Consider the following 20,798-nt stretch of genomic DNA (forward strand, 5'->3'; position numbering starts at 1 on the left):
ATGTTCAAGATCTACAAGCGGGCCACCGCCACCGAACTCTCCCGCATTACCACCCTCGGCGGCCCGCTGGTCATCAGCAACCTGGCGGTCATCAGTATGGGGGTCACCGATACCATCGTTGCCGGTCGCGCCGGCGAGGTGGACCTGGCGGGACTGGCGCTGGGTTCCAGCATCTGGGCCGTTTGCGCAGTAACCCTGATGGGCCTGCTGGCAGCGGTATCGCCGGTGGTGGCCCACCTCCGTGGCGCACGCAATGAAGTCGGCGCGGCGGCAGAGCTGCAACAGGCGTTCTGGATCGCACTCGCCGGCGGGCTGGTGGTGGTGGCCGCATTGCTGGCGGTGCCCTGGTGGAGCCAGTGGATCGATACCGAGGAACCGGTGCGCCGCGTGATGCAGCACTACCTGCTGGCACTGGCCACCTCCACCCTGCCGTTTGCGCTCGGCACCGCGTTGCGCGGCTACTGCGAGGGCATGGCCCAGGTGCGGGCGGTAATGCGTATCTACCTGGCCGCAGCAGTGCTGAATATTCCCCTGGATATGGCGCTGGTCTTCGGCTGGGGACCACTCCCGGCCCTGGGCGGGGCCGGCTGTGGCTGGGCCACCAGCCTGGTGAGCTGGGCCATCGCCCTGGCGCTGTTCTGGCATGCCAACAACGACCGAACCTATCGCGCCCTCGACCTGCGCTTCGCGCTGCCGAAACCCCACTGGCCCACACTGCGCCACCAGCTGGCCCTGGGCCTGCCTATCTGTATCGGCGCCGGCAGCGAGGTCACCTTTTTTGCCAGCCTCACGGTGCTGCTGGCTCCCTATGGCGCCACCATCGTGGCCGCCCACCAGATCGGCATGAACATCGGCTCCATTTTCTACCTGGTGGCCCTGGCACTGGCCCAGGCCCTGAGTATCCGCGTGGCCCAGTTGCTGGGCCAGGGGCGGCCGAAACGGGCACGCTTTAGCAGCACGGTGGGGGTTTCCGGCGGACTCCTGTACGCCCTGGCCACCGGGCTGGTACTGATCGTCCTGCGCCATCCGTTCGTGTCCGTATACACCAGCGATGCGGACATCATCGCGGTAGCCACCAACCTGCTGCTGCTATGCGCGGCCTTCCAGCTGGTGGATGTGGCCCAGGCCATGGCCTGGGGCGCACTGCGTGGCTATAAAGATACGCGGGTACCCATGTATATGCAGATACTCTCCTACTGGCTGGTGGGGCTCACCAGTGCCCGCTGGCTGGGTGAGAGCTTCTGGGGTGTCTACGGTTACTGGGCAGGCATCTGCATCGGTCTCGGGGTCGCCTCGGTGCTGCTGGGGGCGCGCCTCTGGCGCACCAGTGGCATGGCGATCAAACACCGGGGCCGGCTGGGCATTTCGCCAAGTGGCGCGCAAACCTGAGGGAACGCTTTCGCTATACTCGCGCTCCAATTTATTACAGGCCGGCAACCTCTACGCGACGCCCGGTCATCAACATGCCAACAACCGGAGTTACTGCATGCCCCTGCGCTCGACAATGCGCCATTCCCGCCACGCTTTATTCCTCGCCACCGCCCTGGCATCGTCCCTTGCCCTCGGCCTGACCGAGGACCCGGACGATCCCCAGGAGGTGCCCCTGCCCAAGGCTGAAAACCTGAAGCTGGACGAGCCCACCACCGAGGAGGCCCTGAACAAGCCACGGGAACAGGAACCTGGTGACGACGGGGACGCGCAGCAGGCCCCGGCCCCCGAACCCGCAAAGCCAGCAGAAGACAAGCCGGCCGCTGGCGACAACAGCGAAGCGGGGGAAGAGACCGAAGCAGAGCCCGTGGCTGCCAAGCCGCTGCGCCTGCTGGGGTCCGAGGTGCCGCCGGCCACCGCCACGCGGCTCGCCTGGTCACCCAGTCAGCATTTCGAGGGCGTCTACAGCAATACCGCCGTGCTGGTGGTAAACGGTGCCCAGCCCGGCCCTACCCTGTGCCTGACCGCCGCCGTCCACGGCGATGAGCTGAACGGCATCGAGACCGTTCGCCGGGTGCTGTACAACCTCGAGCCGGCCAGCCTCAGTGGCGCCGTGATCGGTGTGCCGATCGTCAACCTGCAGGGTTTCCATCGCGGCTCGCGCTACCTGACCGACCGCCGCGACCTGAACCGCCACTTCCCCGGTCACCCGCACGGTTCTTCGGCGTCCCGTATCGCCCACTCGTTCTTCAACGAGGTCATTGTCAACTGCGATGCCGTGGTCGACCTGCATACCGGTTCCTTCTACCGTACCAACCTGCCCCAGCTGCGCGGTGACCTCCGCAACCCGAAGGTGGTGAAGATGACCAGGGGCTTCGGCTCCACCGTGGTTCTGCACAGTGACGGTGCCGAGGGCACCCTGCGTCGCGCGGCCGTAGAGGCCGGCATCCCCACCGTCACCCTGGAGGCCGGCGCCCCCATGGTGCTGGACGAGACCTCGGTCAGTCACAGTGTAAAGGGCATCCGCACCCTGCTGAACCAGTTGGGCATGGTGAGCAAATTCCGCCTCTGGGGCGACCCGGAACCGGTGTACTACAACTCCACCTGGCAGCGCGCCACTACCGGCGGGATTATTTTCAGTGAAGTGGAACTGGGGGAGACGGTCAGCAAAGGCGACCTGCTGGGCACCGTCACCAACCCCATCACCAACGTGCGCAAGGAAATTCGCTCGGAGCACAACGGCCGCATACTGGGTATGGCCCTGAACCAGGTGGTGCAGCCCGGCTTTGCCGCCTATCACATCGGCATCCAGGCACCGCAGGAGCAGATCAGCCCGCCGGAGGAAGTGACCGCCGATACTGCGGAGAAAAGTGCTGCCGGGCTGGAATCCAGCCAGCAGGAAACCGCGACCCAGCCTGCGGAGGCCGCCGGGGAGGAAGAGGGACTGGAAGAGGAGTCCGCCGATCCGGGCCCGATTTCCGAAAAGATGGCCAAACCCCAGGCGGTCAGCCCCGAGGGTGAGGACGACTAGGTAACTACCGGCCCCCGGTTTCTGACGGCTGGCCCGGCGATCACTCGCGGGGCTGGCCGGATACCCGGTCGATGATATGGATATGGTGTTCGCCCAGCGGCTCTGGTTGCAGGGTGATATGGTCGATGTCAAAGCGCCGTACCAATGTATCCCGCAGCCGCTCCAGCACAGCGGGCCAGGCCTCCAGGTCATCGACGACAATATGTGCCGACAGCGACACCGTGCGCGAATCCAGTCGCCAGATATGCAGGTCGTGCACCGAGCGTACCCCCTCCACTGCCACCAGCGCCTTGCCCACCACCGGCAGGCTCAGCTCCCGCGGCACCCGCTCCATCAGCACATCGACAGAATCCCGCAGCAGGCGCAGGCTGGATACCAGGATCAGCAGGCAGATAAGCAGGGACAGCAGGGGATCGATCGGCGTCCAGCCGGTGAAGTGAATCACCGCCCCCGCCACCAGCGCGGCCACGGAACCCAGCAGGTCACCCATCACGTGCAGCAGGGCACCGCGGATATTCAGCGTCTGCTCACCGCGGTGCAGGATCCACGCCACCAACAGGTTCACCAGCAGGCCGATGGCCGCAATCAGCATCACCATGCCCCCCTGCACCGGTTGTGGTGAACGCAGCCGGTCGATGGCCGCCACGCCGATGGCAATGATGATCACCAGCATGAAGACCGCGTTGGCCACCGCCGCCAGCACCTCGGCGCGACCCCAGCCATAGGACAACTGCCGGTCGGCGGGTTTCTGCGCCAGCAGGGCCGCCACCGCGCCCAGGGCCAGGGCCAGGGCATCCGTGGCCATATGGCCGGCGTCACCCAGCAGCGCCAGCGACCCGGAGAGCCAGCCACCCACAGCCTCCACCAGCGCGAAGGCGAAGGTGACCACCAGCCCCCAGACCAGGGGACGCAGGTGCCCGCTGCCGTGATGATGGTGTGAGTGTTCGTGCATCGCCGCTGCTTCCCTGGATGGCTTCAAATTATTGCGGGGGCGCCGCGCGGGCTACTTCCGGCCCAGCGTGAGCCGCTCCCGGCCGCTGTAATCGTTGCGGCTGGATACCTCGTGCAGCCCTGCCGCGGTAAATATTCTGCGCGCGCCGGCGGCCTGTTGCCAACCATGCTCCACCACCAGCCAGCCACCGTTTTCCAGGTAGTCGCCACAGGCGGTGGCGATGCGCTCAATATCGGCAAATCCACCTCTCTCAGCCACCAGCGCCGAGCGCGGTTCGAAGCGCACATCGCCCTGTTGCAAGTGCGGGTCAGCGGCGTCGATATACGGCGGGTTGCTGACGATCAGGCCGAACTTCCCGCGGGGAACATCGCTGAACCAGTCGCTCTGTCGCACCTCGACATTCTCCAGCCCCAGCGCCCGGCGGTTCTCGTCCGCGAGAGCCACCGCAGCGGCAGACCTGTCCACCGCCAGCAGGTGCCACCCCGGGCGCTCGGTGGCCAGCGCCAGGGCAATGGCCCCGCTGCCGGTACCCAGGTCGAGCGCGCGCAGTTGCTCCTGCGGACAGAGTTCCAGCGCGGTCTCCACCAGCAGCTCGGTCTCCGGGCGGGGGATCAGGGTGGAGGTATCGACTTTCAGGTCCAGCGACCAGAATTCCCGCCGGCCGACGATATGAGCCACCGGCTCGCCCGCCGCCCGGCGCGCCAGCAGCTGGTCAAACAGCTGCTGTTCTTCTGTGCCCAGCTCGTATTCGGGCCAGGTATAGAGCCAGGTGCGGGTTTTCCCCAGCAGGTGCGCCAGCAGCACCTCGGCATCCAGCCGCGCGCTGTCACTGTGCTCCAGTTCACCACTGCGGGCGAGATTCTGCTTGATGGTGGCCATGGCCGGTTTTCTCGTAATGTCCGCGGGATTCCTGTGGCAAACCCGGCCCGCCTGTTCGGGCGGGACCGGGCTTACTGCCCCAGCGCCGCCAGCTGGTCGGCCTGGTGCTCGGTGCGCAGGGGCTCGATGACCTCGGCCAGGCCGCCCTGCATGATCTCATCCAGCTTGTAGAGGGTCAGCCCGATGCGGTGATCGGTGACCCGTCCCTGTGGGAAGTTGTAGGTGCGAATGCGCTCGGAGCGATCGCCACTGCCAACCAGGTTGCGCCGTGCGTCGGAAATCTCCCGGGCGGCGGCCGCTTCCTGCTCACTGCTGAGCCGCGCCTGCAGCAGCGCCATGGCCTTGGCGCGGTTCTTGTGCTGTGAGCGCTCGTCCTGGCACTCCACCACAATCCCGGTGGGAATGTGGGTCAGGCGGACCGCGGAATCAGTCTTGTTAACGTGCTGGCCGCCGGCACCCGACGCACGGTAGGTGTCCACGCGCAAGTCGGCCTTGTTGATCTCGATCGCATCCTGCTCGTCCGGCTCCGGCATCACCGCCACCGTACAGGCGGAGGTGTGAATCCGGCCCTGGGACTCGGTTTCGGGCACCCGCTGTACCCGGTGGGCGCCGGACTCGAATTTGAGCCGCGCGTATACATCGTCGCCGCTGACACGGGAGATGATCTCCTTGTAGCCGCCGTGCTCACCGGGGTTTTCACTGATGATTTCAATACGCCAGCCCTGCTTTTCGGCATAGCGCGAATACATACGGAACAGGTCACCGGAGAATATCGCCGCCTCGTCGCCGCCGGTACCGGCACGGATTTCGAGGAAGACATTCTTACGGTCGTTGGGATCGCGCGGCAGCAACAGTGTCTGCAGCTGCCGTTCCAGGGGCTCCAGCTGGCCCTCTGCCTCGCGCAGTTCTTCCTGCGCCATCTCGCGCATCTCGGCATCGCTCTCGTCGAGCATTTCCCGGGCCGCGTCCATATCCTCGCGCACCTGCCGGTAGCGGCCATAACATTGCACCACCTCTTCCAGCTCGGAAAACTCGCGCGAGAGATCGCGGAACTGCGCCTGGTCGCTGATGATATCGGCATCGCCGAGCAGGGCGGAAACTTCCTCGTGACGCTCGACGAGGTTTTCCAGTTTATTCAGTAACGAGTCTTTCATCCGTTCTTCTTGGTGCCTTCCAGTTTGCGGCTCTCCGGCCCCGGCTTGGCCGGTGCCTCCAGGCCGATGATCTCCCGCGCGATACGCAGGCGCTGCGGATCCCCTCCGGCGGCGCGCTTCAGGTTCACCGTGGGTGCATGGATCAGTTTATTGGTCAGGGAGCGTGCCAGCTGCTGCATCAGGCGGCGCGGGTCGCCGCCCTTGTCCAGCAGCTGCAACACCTTCTCAAGCTCTGCATCGCCAATTTCCTGCGCCTGCTGGCGATAGGTGCGGATCGTGTCCACAGCACCCAGCGAGCGGTACTGGCGCATAAATTCTGTCGCCGCCTGCTCGACAATTTCATAGGCGGCGCGGGCGGCCGCCTCGCGCGAGCGGCGCCCCTCATCAATCACCCCGCGCAGGTCGTCAACGGTGTACAGGTAGACGTCGTCCAACTGCTCCACCTGCGGCTCGATATCCCGCGGCACGGCGATATCCACCATAAAGACCGGCCGGTGCCGGCGCTGCTTGAGGGCGGTTTCCACCGCGCCCTTGCCGAGGATCGGCAACTGGCTGGCAGTGGAACTGATCACAATGTCGGCCCGCGGCAGGTACTCGGGAATATCCGCCAGCAGGATCGGCTCGGCGCCCAGCTCCTGCGCCAGCTGCTCGGCGCGACTGAGGGTCCGGTTGGCCACGATCAGCCTGTCGATACCCTGCTCCCGCAGGTGGCGGGCCACCAGTTCGATGGTCTCGCCGGCACCGATCAGCAGCGCGGTCTGCCGGGTGAGGTCGGTGAAGATACGCGAGGCCAGGGACACCGCGGCATAGGCCACGGATACGGGATTCTCACCGATTGCAGTTTCCGTGCGCACCCGCTTGGCCACCGCGAACACCTGCTGGAACACACTGTGCAGCAGGCTGCCGACACTGCCCGACTCCTGCGCAACGGCGTAAGCCGACTTGATCTGCCCGAGGATCTGGGGCTCCCCCAGCACCAGCGAGTCCAGGCCACAGGCGACACGCATCATATGGCGCACCGCTTCCTCGCCGGTATGGCGGTAGGTACAGCCCAGCAACTGGTCGAGCGCAACGCCGTGGTACTCCGCCAGCCACCCCAGCAGCCGGTCGGGATCCGTGTCGGCGTAGATCTCGGTGCGATTGCAGGTAGACAGGATGGCCAGCTCCGGACAGTCGAGCGCGGCGCGAGCCTCCTCCAGGGCCGCTGGCATCACCTCCGGGGCAAACGCCACCCGCTCGCGCACCTCGATTGGTGCACTGTCGTGATTGATACCCAGGGCAAGGATCGGCATAAATTCTCGCTGGCAATGAAACAAGTCGGGCCGCCGGACTGTCTTATTCCACAGTCGTACCGGCCCGGGTCGCAAGGGCTGTCAGGGTGGCGCATTTTCAGGCCCCGCAGCCCGCCTTGCAAGCGCCGGGGCTCTGCGCGTCACCGCGGATGGCGGCGGAAGCAAAGCCCGGCGGGCAATTCGCGACTAGAATTATACGGCTACCGACACACGGATCACGCTTTCCACGCCCTCCCGGCGCGGCGACAACGTATGGATACGCCCTATGCCCGCACTTCGGCTTTCGCCCCTCTCCCGCAACCCCCGGATTCACCCCCTGGCCTGCCTCCTCACCGCCTCATGCCTGCTGGTGGCCTGCGTCCAGGCGCCGCAGCAGGCGGCGGAAATGTCCACCGCCAGGGAAGCCGGCACCGGGGCCGCGACCGCTGGAGCGGATGTGGCTGAAACACGCGCCTTCCCCATCGAGACTTTCTACACACTGCTGGTGGCGGAAGTGGCGGGCAATCGCGAGCAGTATGATGTCGCCCTGGCCAATTACTACCACCAGGCGGCGAGCACCCGGGATGCCGGCATCGCGGCCCGGGCCACCCGTATCGCCCGGTTTCTCAACGCCCGCCGCGCGGCGCTGGAATCTGCGCGCCTGTGGGCGGAGCTGGAACCGGACAGTGCCGAGGCACAACTGGCAGTCACTGCCGAACTGACCCTCGCCGGGGAACTGGATACCGCCCTCGAGCATGCCGAGCTGGCCCTGGCGCTGGGCGGCGATGCCCCGCTGCAATCCCTGGCTGCCACCGCGGTGTCCAATCGCGAACTGACGGAGTCGGTCCAGCCCACCTTCCAGCGCCTGGCGGACAAATACCCGGAAAATCCCGAGGCCGCCCTGGCCCACGCCATGACCCTGCGCGCCACCGAGAACTATGCCGAGGCCCTGGCCATTGTGCAGCGGGTCCAGGAGCGCCACCCGGACCTCCTGGATCCTCCCCTGCTGGAATCCCACCTGCTGGTTGACCAGGGCAAGGAGGCGGAAGCCATCGCCATGCTGGAAAAGCTGGTGGAACTCTACCCACAGGAGAGCCGCCTGCGCCTGCAGTATGCACGGCTTCTGGTGAGCGAAGATCTGGAGCGGGCGCAGACGCAGTTCACCGAACTGGTGCGGCAACGCCCCAGGGATGGCAACCTGATCCTGTCCCTGGCACTGATCCGCTTCGAAACCGAAGACCTGGCCGCCGCCAAGCCCCTGTTCGAAAGGCTGCTGGAACTCGAAGAGCATGAGTCCGCTGCGCATTTTTACCTCGGCGGTATTGCCGAGGATGAGCAGCGTTTCGAGCAGGCAGTGACCCACTATCGCCAGGTGGGCCCGGGCAACGACTATCTCAACGCCATCAAGCGCGGCACCGAGCTGCTGGCAACCAACGGCCTCTCCAACGACAACCGGGACTGGTTCGCCGAGCTGCGCCAGCGTCACCCGGACCAGGCCGAGCATTTCTACCTGGTGGAGGCCGACCTGCTGCGCCGCCACGACCGGCCGGAGGAAGCCCTGCAGCTGCTGGATCGCGCGGTCGAGGACCATAACGACAGCGGCCGGCTGCTCTATACCCAGGCGCTGGTGAACGAACAACTGGGTAACGCGACCGAATTCGAGCAGGGCATGCGCAAGCTGATTGCCCGGGATCCCGACAATGCCACCCTCCTCAACGCACTGGGGTACAAGCTGACGGACTATGACGACCGCCTCGACGAGGCCCGGGAACTGATCGAGAAGGCGCTGGAGCTGCGCCCGGACGACCCCGCCATTATCGACAGCATGGGCTGGGTAGAGTACCGTCAGGGCAATCACACCGAGGCCGTGAAGTACCTGGAACAGGCACTGGAAAAACTGCCCGACCACGAGATCGCCGCCCACCTGGGTGAGGTGCTGTGGATGCAGGGCAATCGTGAACAGGCCGTTAAGGTCTGGAAACGCGGGCTCGAGATCAACCCGGAAAGCAAGATTATCCCGGCTGCCATGGAGCGGCTGCGGATCAGAGACACCATGGAGCAGCATGTTTCGGATAGCTGACTGGCATCGGGCCCGGTTCAACCACCTAACCATCGCACTTGTGGCACTGCTGCTCGGCGCCTGCGCCGGGCAGCAAAAGAATCCACTGCCCGTACCGGTACCCGGGACTGGTGGGCATTCGGTGGAGCAACTGCAGAGCTTTACCATTGCCGGCAAGCTGGGTGTGCGCTCACCCACAGACAATGGCAGCGCCAACATCAACTGGGAGCAGCAAGCCGCCGCCAACTACCGCATTCACCTGAGCGGTCCCCTGGGGGCCGGCGCCACAATCATCACCGGTAACTCCGGTGGCGTCAGCTTGAAGCGGGGCAGCGAGCCCCCCATGCGCGCCGCCAACCCGGCCCAGCTCACCCAGCAGATGCTGGGCTGGCCGCTGCCGGTACGGGAGATGTTTTACTGGGTTCGTGGCCTGCCGGCACCGGGAGGTACTGCCGGTGAAAAGCGCAATTCCGCCGGCCAGCTACAGGCACTGCAGCAGGCTGGCTGGCAACTGGAGTTCAGCGACTACCAGCGGGTAGGCCGCTATACCCTCCCCACCCGTATCAAGGCCCGCACCAACCAGGCGGCGGGTCCGGTGAAGGTAACCCTCGTCATCAAGGAATGGCAGACCTAGGAAGGGTGCAGGCGCCCGGCCCATGCACAGGGGGCCGGGAGGCGCTATGATTGCGCCTTTTACGACGCACGTATTGCCCATTCCCTATGCCCCTGGAAGAGCCACACACACACCGGCCGCCGGCAGACCTGGTGCTGCCGGCCCCCGCCAAGCTTAACCTGCTGTTACGCATTCTCGGCCGCAGGCCCGACGGCTACCACGAACTCCAGACCCTGTTCCAGTTACTGGATTTCGGGGATGAGCTGGCACTTACCCGAACCGATGCAAAGGACATTACCCTGGCATCCGACGGCGATGCCGCCGGCATCCCGCTTACCGACAACCTGGTTTACCGGGCTGCACGGCTGCTGCAGGAGCACAGCAACAGCAGCCATGGTGCACATATCCACCTCCACAAGCATCTGCCCCTGGGCGGTGGAATCGGCGGCGGTAGCAGCGATGCCGCCACCACTCTGCTGGGCCTCAACCATCTCTGGCAATGCGACCTGCCTGTCGACACCCTGGCGGAACTGGGACGACAACTGGGCGCCGACGTCCCTGTTTTCGTGCGCGGCCACACTGCCTGGGCCGAAGGGGTGGGAGAGGAACTGGTCCCGGTGCAGACAGCGACACGCCACTTTATCGTGGTGGTACCTGGCTGCTCAGTGAGCACAGCTGCCGTTTTCGGCCACCCCCGTTTGACAAGAGATTCCGGCGCAATTACATTACCGCACCTTCGCGACGGGCGGCTGGACACAGACTGGCTGGAAAGACATTCCAGCAACGATTGCCAGCCGCTGGTGGAAGACCTCTACCCCGCGGTGCGTGCAGCCAGGCAGTGGCTGCAACAGTTTGCCAGGGCGCAACTGACCGGCACCGGGGCCTGTGTTTTCGCAGCATTCGACAGCGCCTATGAAGCGCAACAGGTTCTGCGACAACTACCGGCCAAGTGGGAGGGCTTTGTCGCGGCAGGCGTGAACATTTCCCCTGCCCACGAGCGACTCGCGAAGGCGACTCAATAAACAGTCGCAATCCACTGGGGCGTAGCCAAGCGGTAAGGCAGCGGGTTTTGATCCCGTCATGCGTAGGTTCGAATCCTACCGCCCCAGCCACTTTTAAGTTTCAGCGAAAACGTCCGTGTTTTCGCTGAAAAGCGCAGTTTGCGGCACATGTCCGCAAGCCGCTCCCGGCACTCCCCGGTGCCACAGAGAACTGATGTTCAACTTCCTCCGCGGCGCCTGTGCCGCCACAGCAAAAGGTGACGCTACTGCGCGCTACAAGCTTTCACAACCGCAGGCATCTAAACTTCAACGACATCAACTTCATCGGATCAAAAGGTACACGCAGTGGCTGACTTAATGGTCTTTACCGGCAATGCCAACCCGGAACTGGCGCAGAAAATTGTTGACCAGATGGCAATCCCCCTCGGCGAGGCCGTGGTAAAACGCTTTTCGGATGGCGAGATTGCGGTGGAAATCACCGATAACGTACGCGGCCGCGACGTTTTTGTGGTCCAGTCCACCTGCCAGCCCACCAACCGCAACCTGATGGAACTGATCCTGCTGGTCGACGCCCTGCGCCGTGCCTCTGCCGGCCGCATCACCGCAGTTGTGCCCTACTTCGGCTATGCCCGCCAGGATCGCCGCGTGCGCTCCCAGCGCGTACCCATCTCCGCCAAGGTCGTAGCTGACATGATGGTCAGCGTCGGTATTGACCGGGTACTGACCGTGGACCTGCACGCCGAGCAAATCCAGGGCTTTTTCGACGTACCGGTGGACAACGTCTACGGCTCCTCCGTGCTGCTGGACGATATCGAGCGCCAGAATTATGAAGACCTGGTTGTCGTCTCCCCGGACATCGGCGGCGTCGTGCGCGCCCGCGCCGTGGCCAAGAGCCTCGAGTGCGACCTGGCCATCATCGACAAGCGCCGCCCGGCCGCCAATGTCGCCGAGGTGATGAATATCATCGGCGAAATCAACGGTCGCACCTGCCTGCTGGTGGACGACATGGTCGACACCGCCGGCACCCTGTGCAATGCCGCCAACGCCCTGAAAGAGCACGGCGCCAAGAAAGTTGTCGCCTACTGTACCCACCCGGTGCTCTCCGGTGCGGCCATCGACAACCTGAACAACTCCGTGCTGGATGAACTGGTAGTCACCGACTCCATCCCGCTGGGCGACAAGATGCAGAAGGCGCCCAAAATCCGCCAGCTGACCCTGTCCGCCATGCTGGCCGAGTCAGTGCGCCGCATCAGCAACGAGGAATCCCTGTCGGCGATGTTCCGGTCCTGACGCCGGGGCGGACCCGAAGTCCGGAAAAACGGCAGGCGCCACTGGCGCCGCCGCTGCGATTCCCTTAGAATACGCGCCCGCCCGGCCCCGCCGGGCGTTTACTATTGGGCCCGGGGTACCCGGGACCCGTTTACAGCAATGCCAGAGCGGTCCGGTCGCAGGTCGCCCTGGACAGACAACCAGAGGTTTACCCCATGTCTGATTTCACCCTGAACGCCACCGTCCGCAGCGACGAAGGGAAAGGTGCGAGCCGCCGCCTGCGTCGCGAGGAAGGCCGTGTACCCGCCATCGTTTACGGCGGCAAGGCCAAGCCTGCCTCCATCTCCATTGAAGCCCGCCAGATGTGGAAGGCCCTGGAGAGCGAGTCTTTCTTCTCTTCCGTACTGACCCTCGATATCGAAGGCAAGAAAGAGACCGTGATCCTGCGTGACCTGCAGCGCCACCCGGCTCAGCAGATCCTGCTGCACGCCGACTTCCAGCGCGTGTCCGCCAACACCAAGGTTCACCTGAAAGTGCCGCTGCACTTCCTGAACGAAGACAGCTGCAAGGGCGTCAAGGCAGGCGGCATCGTCTCCCACACCCTGACCGAGCTGGACATCAGCGCGCCGGCCTCCAAGCTGCCCGAGTTCATCGAGGTAGACCTGGCCGACCTGGAGCTGGACCAGACCGTGCACATCTCCGACATCAAGCTGCCTTCCGGCGTCGAGTCTGTGGACCTGAGCCACGGCGAAGACCACGACCTGGTTGTCGCTTCCGTGCACAAGCCCCGCGGCGCTGTTGAAGCTGAAGCCGAAGAAGGCGAAGGCGAAGCTGCCGAAGGCGAAAGCGGCGAAGAGTAAGCGCTTTGTCGAAGGCACCGGACACGCCCATCCAGTTGATCGTGGGACTCGGCAACCCGGGTCCCGAGTACGACCGGACGCGCCACAATGCCGGTGCCGACTATGTCACCGAGCTGGCACGCCGCCACGGCGTCCAGCTCGCGTCAGACAGCAAGTACCACGGTCTCTCCGGCCGGGTACGCATCGGTGGGCAGGACATTCGCCTGCTGATCCCCACCACCTACATGAATCGCAGCGGCCAGTCCGTCGGCCCGCTGGCGAACTTTTTCAAGATTCCCCCGCAAGCGATCCTGGTCGCTCACGATGAGCTGGACCTGCCACCGGGCACCGCGCGCCTGAAGGCCGGCGGCGGCCATGGCGGCCACAACGGGCTGCGGGATATCATCTCCGCCCTGGGCAACAGCCGCGATTTCATGCGCCTGCGCCTGGGCATCGGTCACCCGGGCAGCGCCCGCGAAGTGGTCAAGTTCGTCCTGCAGCGGGCCCCGCGCACCGAGCAGGAGCAACTGGCAGACGCCATCGACCGGGCCGTGGACGTTACCCCCATGGCCGCCGCCGGTGACTGGGGTGCAGCCATGAAGGAACTCCACTCCGCCAGAGCGGCGGCAAAATAGATCGCCCGATCGCTTTCCCGGAAACAATACACCGTATGGGCGCAACCGCGACCCATCGCTGAACGAGCAAACAGGAACCAGACCATGGGCTTTACTTGCGGTATCGTCGGCCTGCCCAACGTGGGCAAATCCACCCTGTTCAACGCCCTGACAGAAGCGGGCATCGACGCCGAGAACTTTCCTTTCTGCACCATTGAGCCAAATGCCGGCGTGGTGCCGGTACCCGACCCGCGCCTCGACAAACTGGCAGAGATCGTCAAGCCGCAGAAAGTGATCCCCACCACCATGGAGTTCACCGACATTGCCGGCCTTGTGGCTGGCGCCTCCAAGGGTGAGGGCCTGGGCAACAAGTTCCTGGCCAATATCCGCGAGACCGACGCCATCGCCCATGTAGTCCGCTGTTTCGAGGACGACAACGTAATTCACGTGTCCAACCAGGTGCACCCGGTGGCTGACATTGAGGTCATCAATACCGAGCTGGCACTGGCCGACCTGGACACCGTGGAAAAAGCCCTGCAACGCTATACCCGCGCCGCCAAAGGCCAGGACAAGCACGCCATCAAGATGAAGACACTGCTGGAAAAGATCCAGCCGCACCTGGACGAGGCCAAGCCCCTGCGCTCCTTCGGGCTCAGTGACGACGAACTGGCGGGCCTGCGCGAACTCAGCCTGCTGACCATCAAGCCCACCATGTACATCGCCAACGTGGACGAGGACGGCTTCGAGAACAACCCGCACCTGGACGCCGTGGCCGCCATCGCCGCGGAAGAGAACGCCGTACTGGTGCCGATCTGCAACAAGCTGGAAGCCGAAATCGCCGAGCTGGACGATGAAGAAAAACAGGAGTTCCTGGAGGAGCTGGGCATGGAGGAGCCGGGCCTGAACCGGGTGATCCGCGCCGGTTACGACCTGCTGGGCCTGCACACCTACTTCACCGCCGGCGTCAAGGAAGTACGCGCCTGGACCATCCCGCTGGGGGCCACCGCGCCGCAGGCAGCGGGCAAGATCCACACCGATTTCGAGAAGGGCTTTATCCGCGCCGAAGTGGTCAGCTACGACGACTTCGTCAGCCATAACGGCGAGGCCGGCGCAAAAGAGGCGGGCAAATGGCGCCTCGAAGGCAAGGACTATGTCGTCGCGGATGGCGACGTTATCCATTTCCGCTTCAACGTCTGATACCCGCCCTGCCCGCCGCCTGTGGCGGGCCCCTCCCCTGCCGGCAACAGCCGGCAACAACCGACCCGGTAGCCGCCCATGATCGAATCCAACTGGCGCATCGGCCTGCCCATGGCCCTGATTACCGCGTTTATGTGGGCACTGTTACCCATTGCCCTGAAAGGCCTGCTGGACGAGATTTCAGCCACCACCGCCACCTGGTTCCGCTTTGCCGGCGCAGCCGTACTGGCGGGAGGCTACCTGACGTGGAACCGCAGCCTGAACCTGCGCCAGCTGTTCCAGCGCTCGCTGCTGCCGCTGACACTGCTGGCAGTGGCGGGCCTGCTGACCAATTACCTGTCCTACGCCTCCGGCCTGCGCTTTATCACACCGGGCGCGGCCCAGATCGTCATCCAGCTGGCGCCGCTGTTACTGCTGGTCTCCAGCGTTATCTGGCTGGGGGAGCAGTTCTCACCACGCCAGTGGCTCGGGGTCCTGATGGTACTGGTGGGCCTGCCGCTGTTCTTCAACCAGAGGCTGCCGGAACTGCTGCGAGGCCAGGACACCGAATACCTGCTGGGCCTGGCACTGTTTGTACTGGCGGCAGTGGGCTGGGCCGTCTACGGTTTCTTCCAGAAGAAGATCCTGTCCCGCGCCCGGGCCCAGGACCTGCTGGTGCTGATCTACATCGCCGGCACCCTGTGCTTCCTGCCCGGCGCCGATCCCCTGAGCGTCCGGGGGCTCGACTGGATCGAGTGGGGACTGCTGCTGTTCCTCACGGTCAACACCCTGGTGGCCTACGGCGCCTTCACCAGGGCCCTGGGTAACTGGGAGGCCTCGCGGGTGAGCGCCACCCTCGCCCTGGTGCCACTGATGACCCTGCTGATCGGCAGCGCCATCGGGGCCGTCTGGCCGGACTATATTGAAGTAGAGCCCCTCAACTGGGTGAGCTGGGTCGGCGCCGGAGTGGTGGTCTGCGGCTCGCTGTTTGCGGCAATCGGCCGCGGCCGCTGACAAAAACCGGGCGGCGCTTTTGGACCTCACAGGCCGGCCCAACAGGACCCGTGAGGGTGACCGCACAGAAATCGCTCGATTCGCTAACTTACTGAAAAGAAACGAAAATCAGGGGTTGACAGCCCCCCTCAGGCGCACGATAATGCGCGCCCTCGGTTAAGCCGAGACACAAATTGAAAAGTCAGTGGCAAGGTAGCTCAGCCGGTTAGAGCGCAGCACTCATAATGCTGAGGTCGGGAGTTCAAGTCTCCCCCTTGCTACCATTTTCAATTCGCGAGAGCAGATCTCGCATCCCTTCACTGGGGCGTAGCCAAGCGGTAAGGCAGCGGGTTTTGATCCCGTCATGCGTAGGTTCGAATCCTACCGCCCCAGCCATTTTTCCCGATTCGCACCCAGCGGATCGAAGCTCCGGAGCTCGACAGGTTCGAGCCGGAGGCGGCGGGGCCGCCGGAGACCAGCGAGCCGACAGGCGAAGCTCATCCTACCGCCCCAGCCACTTTTCCCCTCTCTCCAATCTCCAGTTTCACCGCATCGGTATAAACACCAGGCGCTATGGTCCCCTGTATCCCGGGTTTCCCCGAGCCCCGGCCGGGCGCACACAAGGTGCGCCCCTACGCAAGCGTCCTGTAGGGGTGGTTCTTGTGATCAGCCAGGATAAAGCGCAGGTTCGTGCACCAGTTTTCGCCCGTCGCGATGCCGGTGCAGCGCACTTGTCTCACCTTTTTTACCCCATGACGCCCCCCGGGAAAAACGCCCATAAAAAAAGCGGCCTTTCGAGCCGCTTTCAGTTATCGGAGCGCCTGTGGTCAGCGACTCTCCATCGCCAGCCCCGCCACAGGCAACCCTGCCGGGGATTCCGAATGCGGCCCGCCGGCGCGCCGGGCACGGGAGTGGCGCCGCGCCTCGCGACGCAGGCCCAGCACCCGCAACCACTCGAAGCCAGCCAGGCACAGCAGGAGTGCCACTATCGCAGCCAGTGTGCCTGTTACACCCAATGTCTCCCGCTCCGCGAGGCAGGTCCAGGCAAACTGTCCCACACACAGCAAGGCGACCACCAGCAGGGTCGGCCGCCTTCCGATCAGGCTCACCACCAGCACACCCAGCGGTGCCCCCAGGGCGACCACCGGTGCCGCCGCCAGCCAGTTACCGAAGACGTCGGGCTGCCAGTCGCCAGCCAGCGATTTCACTGCAACACCAACCACAGAGGAGAACGCCATGATCACCACCGACGTGGGAATGGCCACCTTGAGATCTACCCGGCTCAGGAGCACCAGTGCGGCATAGATCACCATATCGATCCCCACCCCGGTCACCGCCACCGCACTGAAACCCGCGAGCCCGCCCAACAGCAGGCCCACCCGGAAGTCGAGCGGGCAATCCGGGTCACCGGTGTGGTCGTGGGCGGTAATTTCCCGCAGACGATACAGGTGCAGGATACCGAAACTCCCCCACAGGATCGCGAAAGCCAGCTTGACCCAGAGATCCGGCACCAGCGGGGCAAACAACAGGATACCGGCCGGCGTCGCCACCAGCGCCCCCATCAATGCGCCTCGCAGCATCGCCCAGGCAAGGGGCTGCCGCCGGGCGAGGATATACAGGCTGGCACTCACCATCCCGATCGACTGGACCGCAAAACTGAAGTCCCGCCCCAGGCTGGCGGGCATATCAAACAGCAGCACCAGTACCGGGAACCCCACGGTTCCACCTCCCATGGGGGTTGAACCCGCTGCATAGCTGCCGAAGGCCATGGCCAGCGCCATAGGCCAGTGCTCGAGCGCAACGTCCAGCTTTCCCTGGCCAAAAACAATAAGCGCCCATACGGCATAGAACAGGGCCAGCCCGGTATACCAGACCCAGAGGAAGGAGCCGGAGCGGCGCTTACTGAACACCGTCACCTCCGGCCATGTCCTGGCGCACCGTCTCGAGAAAATGCTCATGGGTCTGGCACGCCGGCAATACCTGGCCCACCTGGGCGGAAAAGCGGGAGAATATCCCCATCGAATCACGCTCATCGAGCGACATCGTCAGGCGGGGGTAGCGGTTCATACCATAGAGAACATAGCGATAATTCATGTCGGTAAAGATACTGGCAAAACTGCCGGCAAAGTCCTGGTGCTCGCAGATCTTGTGCTCCCAGACCCGCAGCTGTTGCTCCAGCCACGGGCAACGGGACAATGTTGACGCTGCCGCACGCCAGAACGCCGTATCGTCCCTGTCAGTCAGCGCGTAGTGCAGCACAATAAACTGCTTCAGGTCCTCGTAGAAACCGCGCATCTTGGCGTTGTAGGCCTCCCGCAGCGGGGGCACACCCATTCCCCCGGCGAGGTGCGTTGCCAGCAGGCCAACCCCCAGGTGAATCATATGCAGCCCGGTGGATTCCAGCGGCTCGATAAAACCTCCGGCGAGCCCCACTGCGACACAATTGCCGACCCAGAAGTCCTGTCTCCGGCCAACACGCATGTCCAGGTGGTTGCAGCTGAGGAACTCTGAATCCCGTCCCAGGAAGTCACGCAACTCGGCTTCAGCCTGGGATGGAGTGAGTCGTTTGCTGTCGTAGACATAACCGCAGCCCTGGCGGCTGGTCAGGTCAATCTGCCAGGCCCAGCCGTGATCGAGGGCGGTGGCCACGGTATAGGGGCGTGGCCGCCCGTCCCCGGGCAGGGCTCTCTGGATCGCAACGGCCTTGTCACAGGGCAGCGCATCTGCGAAGGACTCCCAGTTGTCGGCCTTCAGGCGGTCGATCAGGAGTCCCCGAAAACCCGTGCAGTCGACGAACAGATCCCCGGAAATTGATCCGGAGTCAGTCACAACGCTCCGGATCTGCCCATCGCCAACCACGACATCGGAAACCGTCGCCTCAATATGGTTGACCCCCGCCTCGACCGCCTTGCGCCGGAGGAAGCGCCCCATAAGGGTGGCGTCGAGGTGATATCCGTAGGGCGTGACGCCACCAAAATCGGGCGACCTGAGGGCCTTGGGGCATAGTCCATCGGTAATCAGGTGGGAATTGATACTGACAGCTTCATCGTAGCGTTCACTACCGGCGCGATCACTGAGCAGCCAGGCAGAGGAAATATCGATCGATCCCCCCGGCTGCTGCTGGTCAAAGGGGTGGAAGTACTCATGGACCCTGGCCCCGGACGGTTTTTTCCAGTTGCGGAACATAATGCCGGTTTTGACCGTGGCATTGGTTTCGGCCATCAGTTCCTTTTCATCCAGCCCCATGGCGGCGAAAAAGAAGCGAATACTGTGGACCGTGGCTTCACCGACACCTATTGCCCCGATATCCGGGCTCTCGATGACATTGATCGAGAAATTCTTCCGGGCCTGGTTGAAGTAACGGTTCAGGTAGATGGCCGTCATCCAGCCGGCAGATCCCCCACCGACAATGTTGATCACTTTCATGGGACTCACGGACATAATTTGACTAGACAGCCTGCAGGCCAAAGCGGGAGATTTTCTCGATCAGCTCGCGGTGCTGCGGCAGGTGTTCACACAACTGTTGCCCGAGTTGTGCGATTTCGGCAAAACGGGCGTTTGCGTGCCCCCCCGCGCCGTACCGGCCATGGACAGCATCCAGGGAGGTGCCGTACTCCATGCCGTAAAGCACATACAGGTAGTTGGGCAGGTTGAAGATTTCCAGCTTGCTGGGAAAGTCATACTCGGTGGGCGGCTGGAACCGCCAGAGCTCCAGCTTCTCGAGCAAACTGTCGGGGATGGATGCAGGATCGCGATTATCCCTCCAGAACTCGCTGTCGTTCCTCCGGGAAATACAGTAGTGGAGCTTGATAAACTCGATAACCCGGTCCCAGGCGTAGCGCGTGTGCCGGTTGAACTGGTCTGCAGCAATACCCATGACGTGCCGGTTGGCCGGGAAGGTATCCGCCAGCATCCGCGCCGTCGCGTCGTAGACCAGGATCCCCGTCGCCTCCAACGGCTCAACAAAGCCCTGGGAGAGCCCGATGGCTACACAGTTACCCTGCCAGAAGCGCTCCCGGTAACCTACCTTCATGGGAATACGGCGTACCTGCGCCGTTTCACCAGCACTACCCAGGTACTGGCGAAATACGTCCTCCGCCCTCTGGTGCTCCGTATGGGCACTGGAGTAGACATATCCAGTCCCCCTGCGGTGCGGCAGGCCGATATCCCATATCCAGCCGGACTCCTGCGCTGTGGCGGTGGTGTGGCTGGGTATGGGTGCACGCTCCTCGCCATAGGGCACCTGGGCCGCAAGAGCGAAGTCGGCAAACAGTTGTCCAGACTTATCCTTGAAGGGGACCCGCATCGCCTGCCCGAGCAACAGGGAGGAAAACCCGGTGCAGTCGACAAAGAGATCTGCGGAAATCTCACCGTGTTTATCGGTTTCTACCGCTGCGATATCGCCATTTTCAGCCTGCTTGGCCCGCAATACATTGCCGGTCAGGTGCCGTACCCCCAGCTTCTCCACTGCGTGCCGGGTCAGCAGGCGGGCAAATTTGGCTGCGTCCAGGTGATAGGCGTAACTGGTATATCCCTGGTATTCGGGCTGCGTAATATCCTTGGGCGCCAGGCCCCGGTCACAGACCCTGCCCTGTACCGAAACGGCATCCACATAAGGAACAGCCCCATCCTGTGCCAGCCAGTATGGCGTCAGGTCGCCAGCGCGACTGTCGGGGTAATCAAACACATGGTGATAGTAGCGGCGGCCAGACTGGCCCGGGGATCGCACCCAGTCGACAAACTTGATGCTCTGCTTGAAGGTGGCATCACACTCGCGAATAAACTCGCTTTCACTGATACCGAGGTAATTCAGGCTCTGCCTGATGGCAGGCACGGTGCCCTCACCGACACCAATGGTGGGGATATCTTCGGACTCGATTAACGTGACCCGGACACCATCGGGATTATCCGGGGAAAGCCTGCGAGCGAGGTGGCACGCCGACAACCAGCCGGCCGTGCCCCCTCCAACTACCAGCACATGTCTTATTTCACCCGGTTCGTGGCTTTTATCCATGAGCT

Annotated in this window: 17 protein-coding genes and 3 tRNA genes; 13 read left to right on the forward strand and 7 right to left on the reverse strand. The window is 63.8% G+C overall.

Translation table 11 applies throughout. From position 1 onward, the window contains the following. Positions 1–1,389: an MATE family efflux transporter gene (locus LVE68_RS05225; RefSeq protein WP_233005974.1), complete on the forward strand. Its 1,389-nt coding sequence runs from the start codon at positions 1–3 to the stop codon at positions 1,387–1,389. A 97-nt stretch (positions 1,390–1,486) separates the two neighbouring features. Next, positions 1,487–2,959, forward strand: coding sequence for a succinylglutamate desuccinylase/aspartoacylase family protein (locus LVE68_RS05230; protein WP_233005975.1), 1,473 nt, complete (start codon positions 1,487–1,489; stop codon positions 2,957–2,959). A 40-nt stretch (positions 2,960–2,999) separates the two neighbouring features. Here LVE68_RS05230 and LVE68_RS05235 read toward each other — a convergent pair whose 3' ends face one another. From LVE68_RS05235 to hemA, 4 genes are all read right to left on the reverse strand, one after another. Then, a complete protein-coding gene (locus tag LVE68_RS05235) occupies positions 3,000–3,911 on the reverse strand; it encodes a cation diffusion facilitator family transporter (RefSeq protein ID WP_233005976.1) in 912 nt (303 codons plus the stop codon). A gap of 51 nt (positions 3,912–3,962) precedes the next feature. Further along, positions 3,963–4,790 (reverse strand): peptide chain release factor N(5)-glutamine methyltransferase, encoded by an 828-nt coding sequence (prmC, locus tag LVE68_RS05240; protein WP_233005977.1) that lies wholly within the window; start codon positions 4,788–4,790, stop codon positions 3,963–3,965. Between the two features lie 71 nt (positions 4,791–4,861). Beyond that, positions 4,862–5,944, reverse strand: coding sequence for a peptide chain release factor 1 (gene prfA / locus LVE68_RS05245; protein WP_233005978.1), 1,083 nt, complete (start codon positions 5,942–5,944; stop codon positions 4,862–4,864). Next, positions 5,941–7,236, reverse strand: a complete 1,296-nt coding sequence (gene hemA / locus LVE68_RS05250) for a glutamyl-tRNA reductase (protein WP_233005979.1) — start codon at positions 7,234–7,236, stop codon at positions 5,941–5,943. Before hemA ends, prfA begins: the two co-directional genes overlap by 4 nt. A gap of 265 nt (positions 7,237–7,501) precedes the next feature. Between hemA and LVE68_RS05255 the strand changes: the two genes are divergently transcribed. The 11 genes from LVE68_RS05255 to LVE68_RS05305 all read left to right on the forward strand — a co-directional run bounded on the left by LVE68_RS05255 (position 7,502) and on the right by LVE68_RS05305 (position 16,175). After that, positions 7,502–9,295, forward strand: coding sequence for a tetratricopeptide repeat protein (locus LVE68_RS05255; RefSeq protein ID WP_233005980.1), 1,794 nt, complete (start codon positions 7,502–7,504; stop codon positions 9,293–9,295). After that, entirely contained in the window at positions 9,279–9,908 is a 630-nt protein-coding gene (lolB, locus tag LVE68_RS05260) for a lipoprotein insertase outer membrane protein LolB (RefSeq protein WP_233005981.1), read from the forward strand. Before LVE68_RS05255 ends, lolB begins: the two co-directional genes overlap by 17 nt. A gap of 86 nt (positions 9,909–9,994) precedes the next feature. After that, a complete protein-coding gene (gene ispE / locus LVE68_RS05265; RefSeq protein ID WP_233005982.1) occupies positions 9,995–10,909 on the forward strand; it encodes a 4-(cytidine 5'-diphospho)-2-C-methyl-D-erythritol kinase in 915 nt (304 codons plus the stop codon). A gap of 15 nt (positions 10,910–10,924) precedes the next feature. Then, positions 10,925–10,999 (forward strand) — tRNA-Gln (locus tag LVE68_RS05270). A 246-nt stretch (positions 11,000–11,245) separates the two neighbouring features. Then, positions 11,246–12,178, forward strand: a complete 933-nt coding sequence (locus tag LVE68_RS05275; RefSeq protein WP_255774742.1) for a ribose-phosphate pyrophosphokinase — start codon at positions 11,246–11,248, stop codon at positions 12,176–12,178. A gap of 194 nt (positions 12,179–12,372) precedes the next feature. Beyond that, positions 12,373–13,017 (forward strand): 50S ribosomal protein L25/general stress protein Ctc, encoded by a 645-nt coding sequence (locus tag LVE68_RS05280; RefSeq protein ID WP_233005984.1) that lies wholly within the window; start codon positions 12,373–12,375, stop codon positions 13,015–13,017. Between the two features lie 5 nt (positions 13,018–13,022). Next, positions 13,023–13,631 carry an aminoacyl-tRNA hydrolase gene (gene pth / locus LVE68_RS05285; protein WP_233005985.1) on the forward strand — a complete coding sequence of 203 codons (609 nt, stop codon included), beginning with the start codon at positions 13,023–13,025 and terminating at the stop codon, positions 13,629–13,631. A gap of 84 nt (positions 13,632–13,715) precedes the next feature. After that, positions 13,716–14,807, forward strand: coding sequence for a redox-regulated ATPase YchF (gene ychF, locus LVE68_RS05290; RefSeq protein ID WP_233005986.1), 1,092 nt, complete (start codon positions 13,716–13,718; stop codon positions 14,805–14,807). 78 nt (positions 14,808–14,885) lie between these two features. Next, positions 14,886–15,800: a DMT family transporter gene (locus LVE68_RS05295; protein WP_233005987.1), complete on the forward strand. Its 915-nt coding sequence runs from the start codon at positions 14,886–14,888 to the stop codon at positions 15,798–15,800. Positions 15,801–15,986: 186 nt separating this feature from the next. Beyond that, positions 15,987–16,063 (forward strand) — tRNA-Met (locus tag LVE68_RS05300). Between the two features lie 37 nt (positions 16,064–16,100). Further along, positions 16,101–16,175 (forward strand) — tRNA-Gln (locus tag LVE68_RS05305). Between the two features lie 431 nt (positions 16,176–16,606). Here the strand turns inward: LVE68_RS05305 and LVE68_RS05310 are convergent. Genes LVE68_RS05310 through LVE68_RS05320 form a run of 3 tightly spaced genes read right to left on the reverse strand, consistent with a single transcriptional unit; the run spans position 16,607 to position 20,757 of the window. Beyond that, positions 16,607–17,689 (reverse strand): sulfite exporter TauE/SafE family protein, encoded by a 1,083-nt coding sequence (locus LVE68_RS05310; protein WP_233005988.1) that lies wholly within the window; start codon positions 17,687–17,689, stop codon positions 16,607–16,609. Continuing rightward, a complete protein-coding gene (locus tag LVE68_RS05315) occupies positions 17,679–19,205 on the reverse strand; it encodes a tryptophan halogenase family protein (RefSeq protein ID WP_233005989.1) in 1,527 nt (508 codons plus the stop codon). Before LVE68_RS05315 ends, LVE68_RS05310 begins: the two co-directional genes overlap by 11 nt. Positions 19,206–19,227: 22 nt before the next feature. Next, complete coding sequence (locus tag LVE68_RS05320) at positions 19,228–20,757, reverse strand: tryptophan halogenase family protein (RefSeq protein ID WP_233005990.1); 1,530 nt, start codon at positions 20,755–20,757, stop codon at positions 19,228–19,230. Positions 20,758–20,798 lie beyond the last annotated feature (41 nt).

The sequence above is a fragment of the Microbulbifer sp. YPW16 genome, assembly GCF_021290385.1.
GTDB lineage: Bacteria > Pseudomonadota > Gammaproteobacteria > Pseudomonadales > Cellvibrionaceae > Microbulbifer > Microbulbifer zhoushanensis.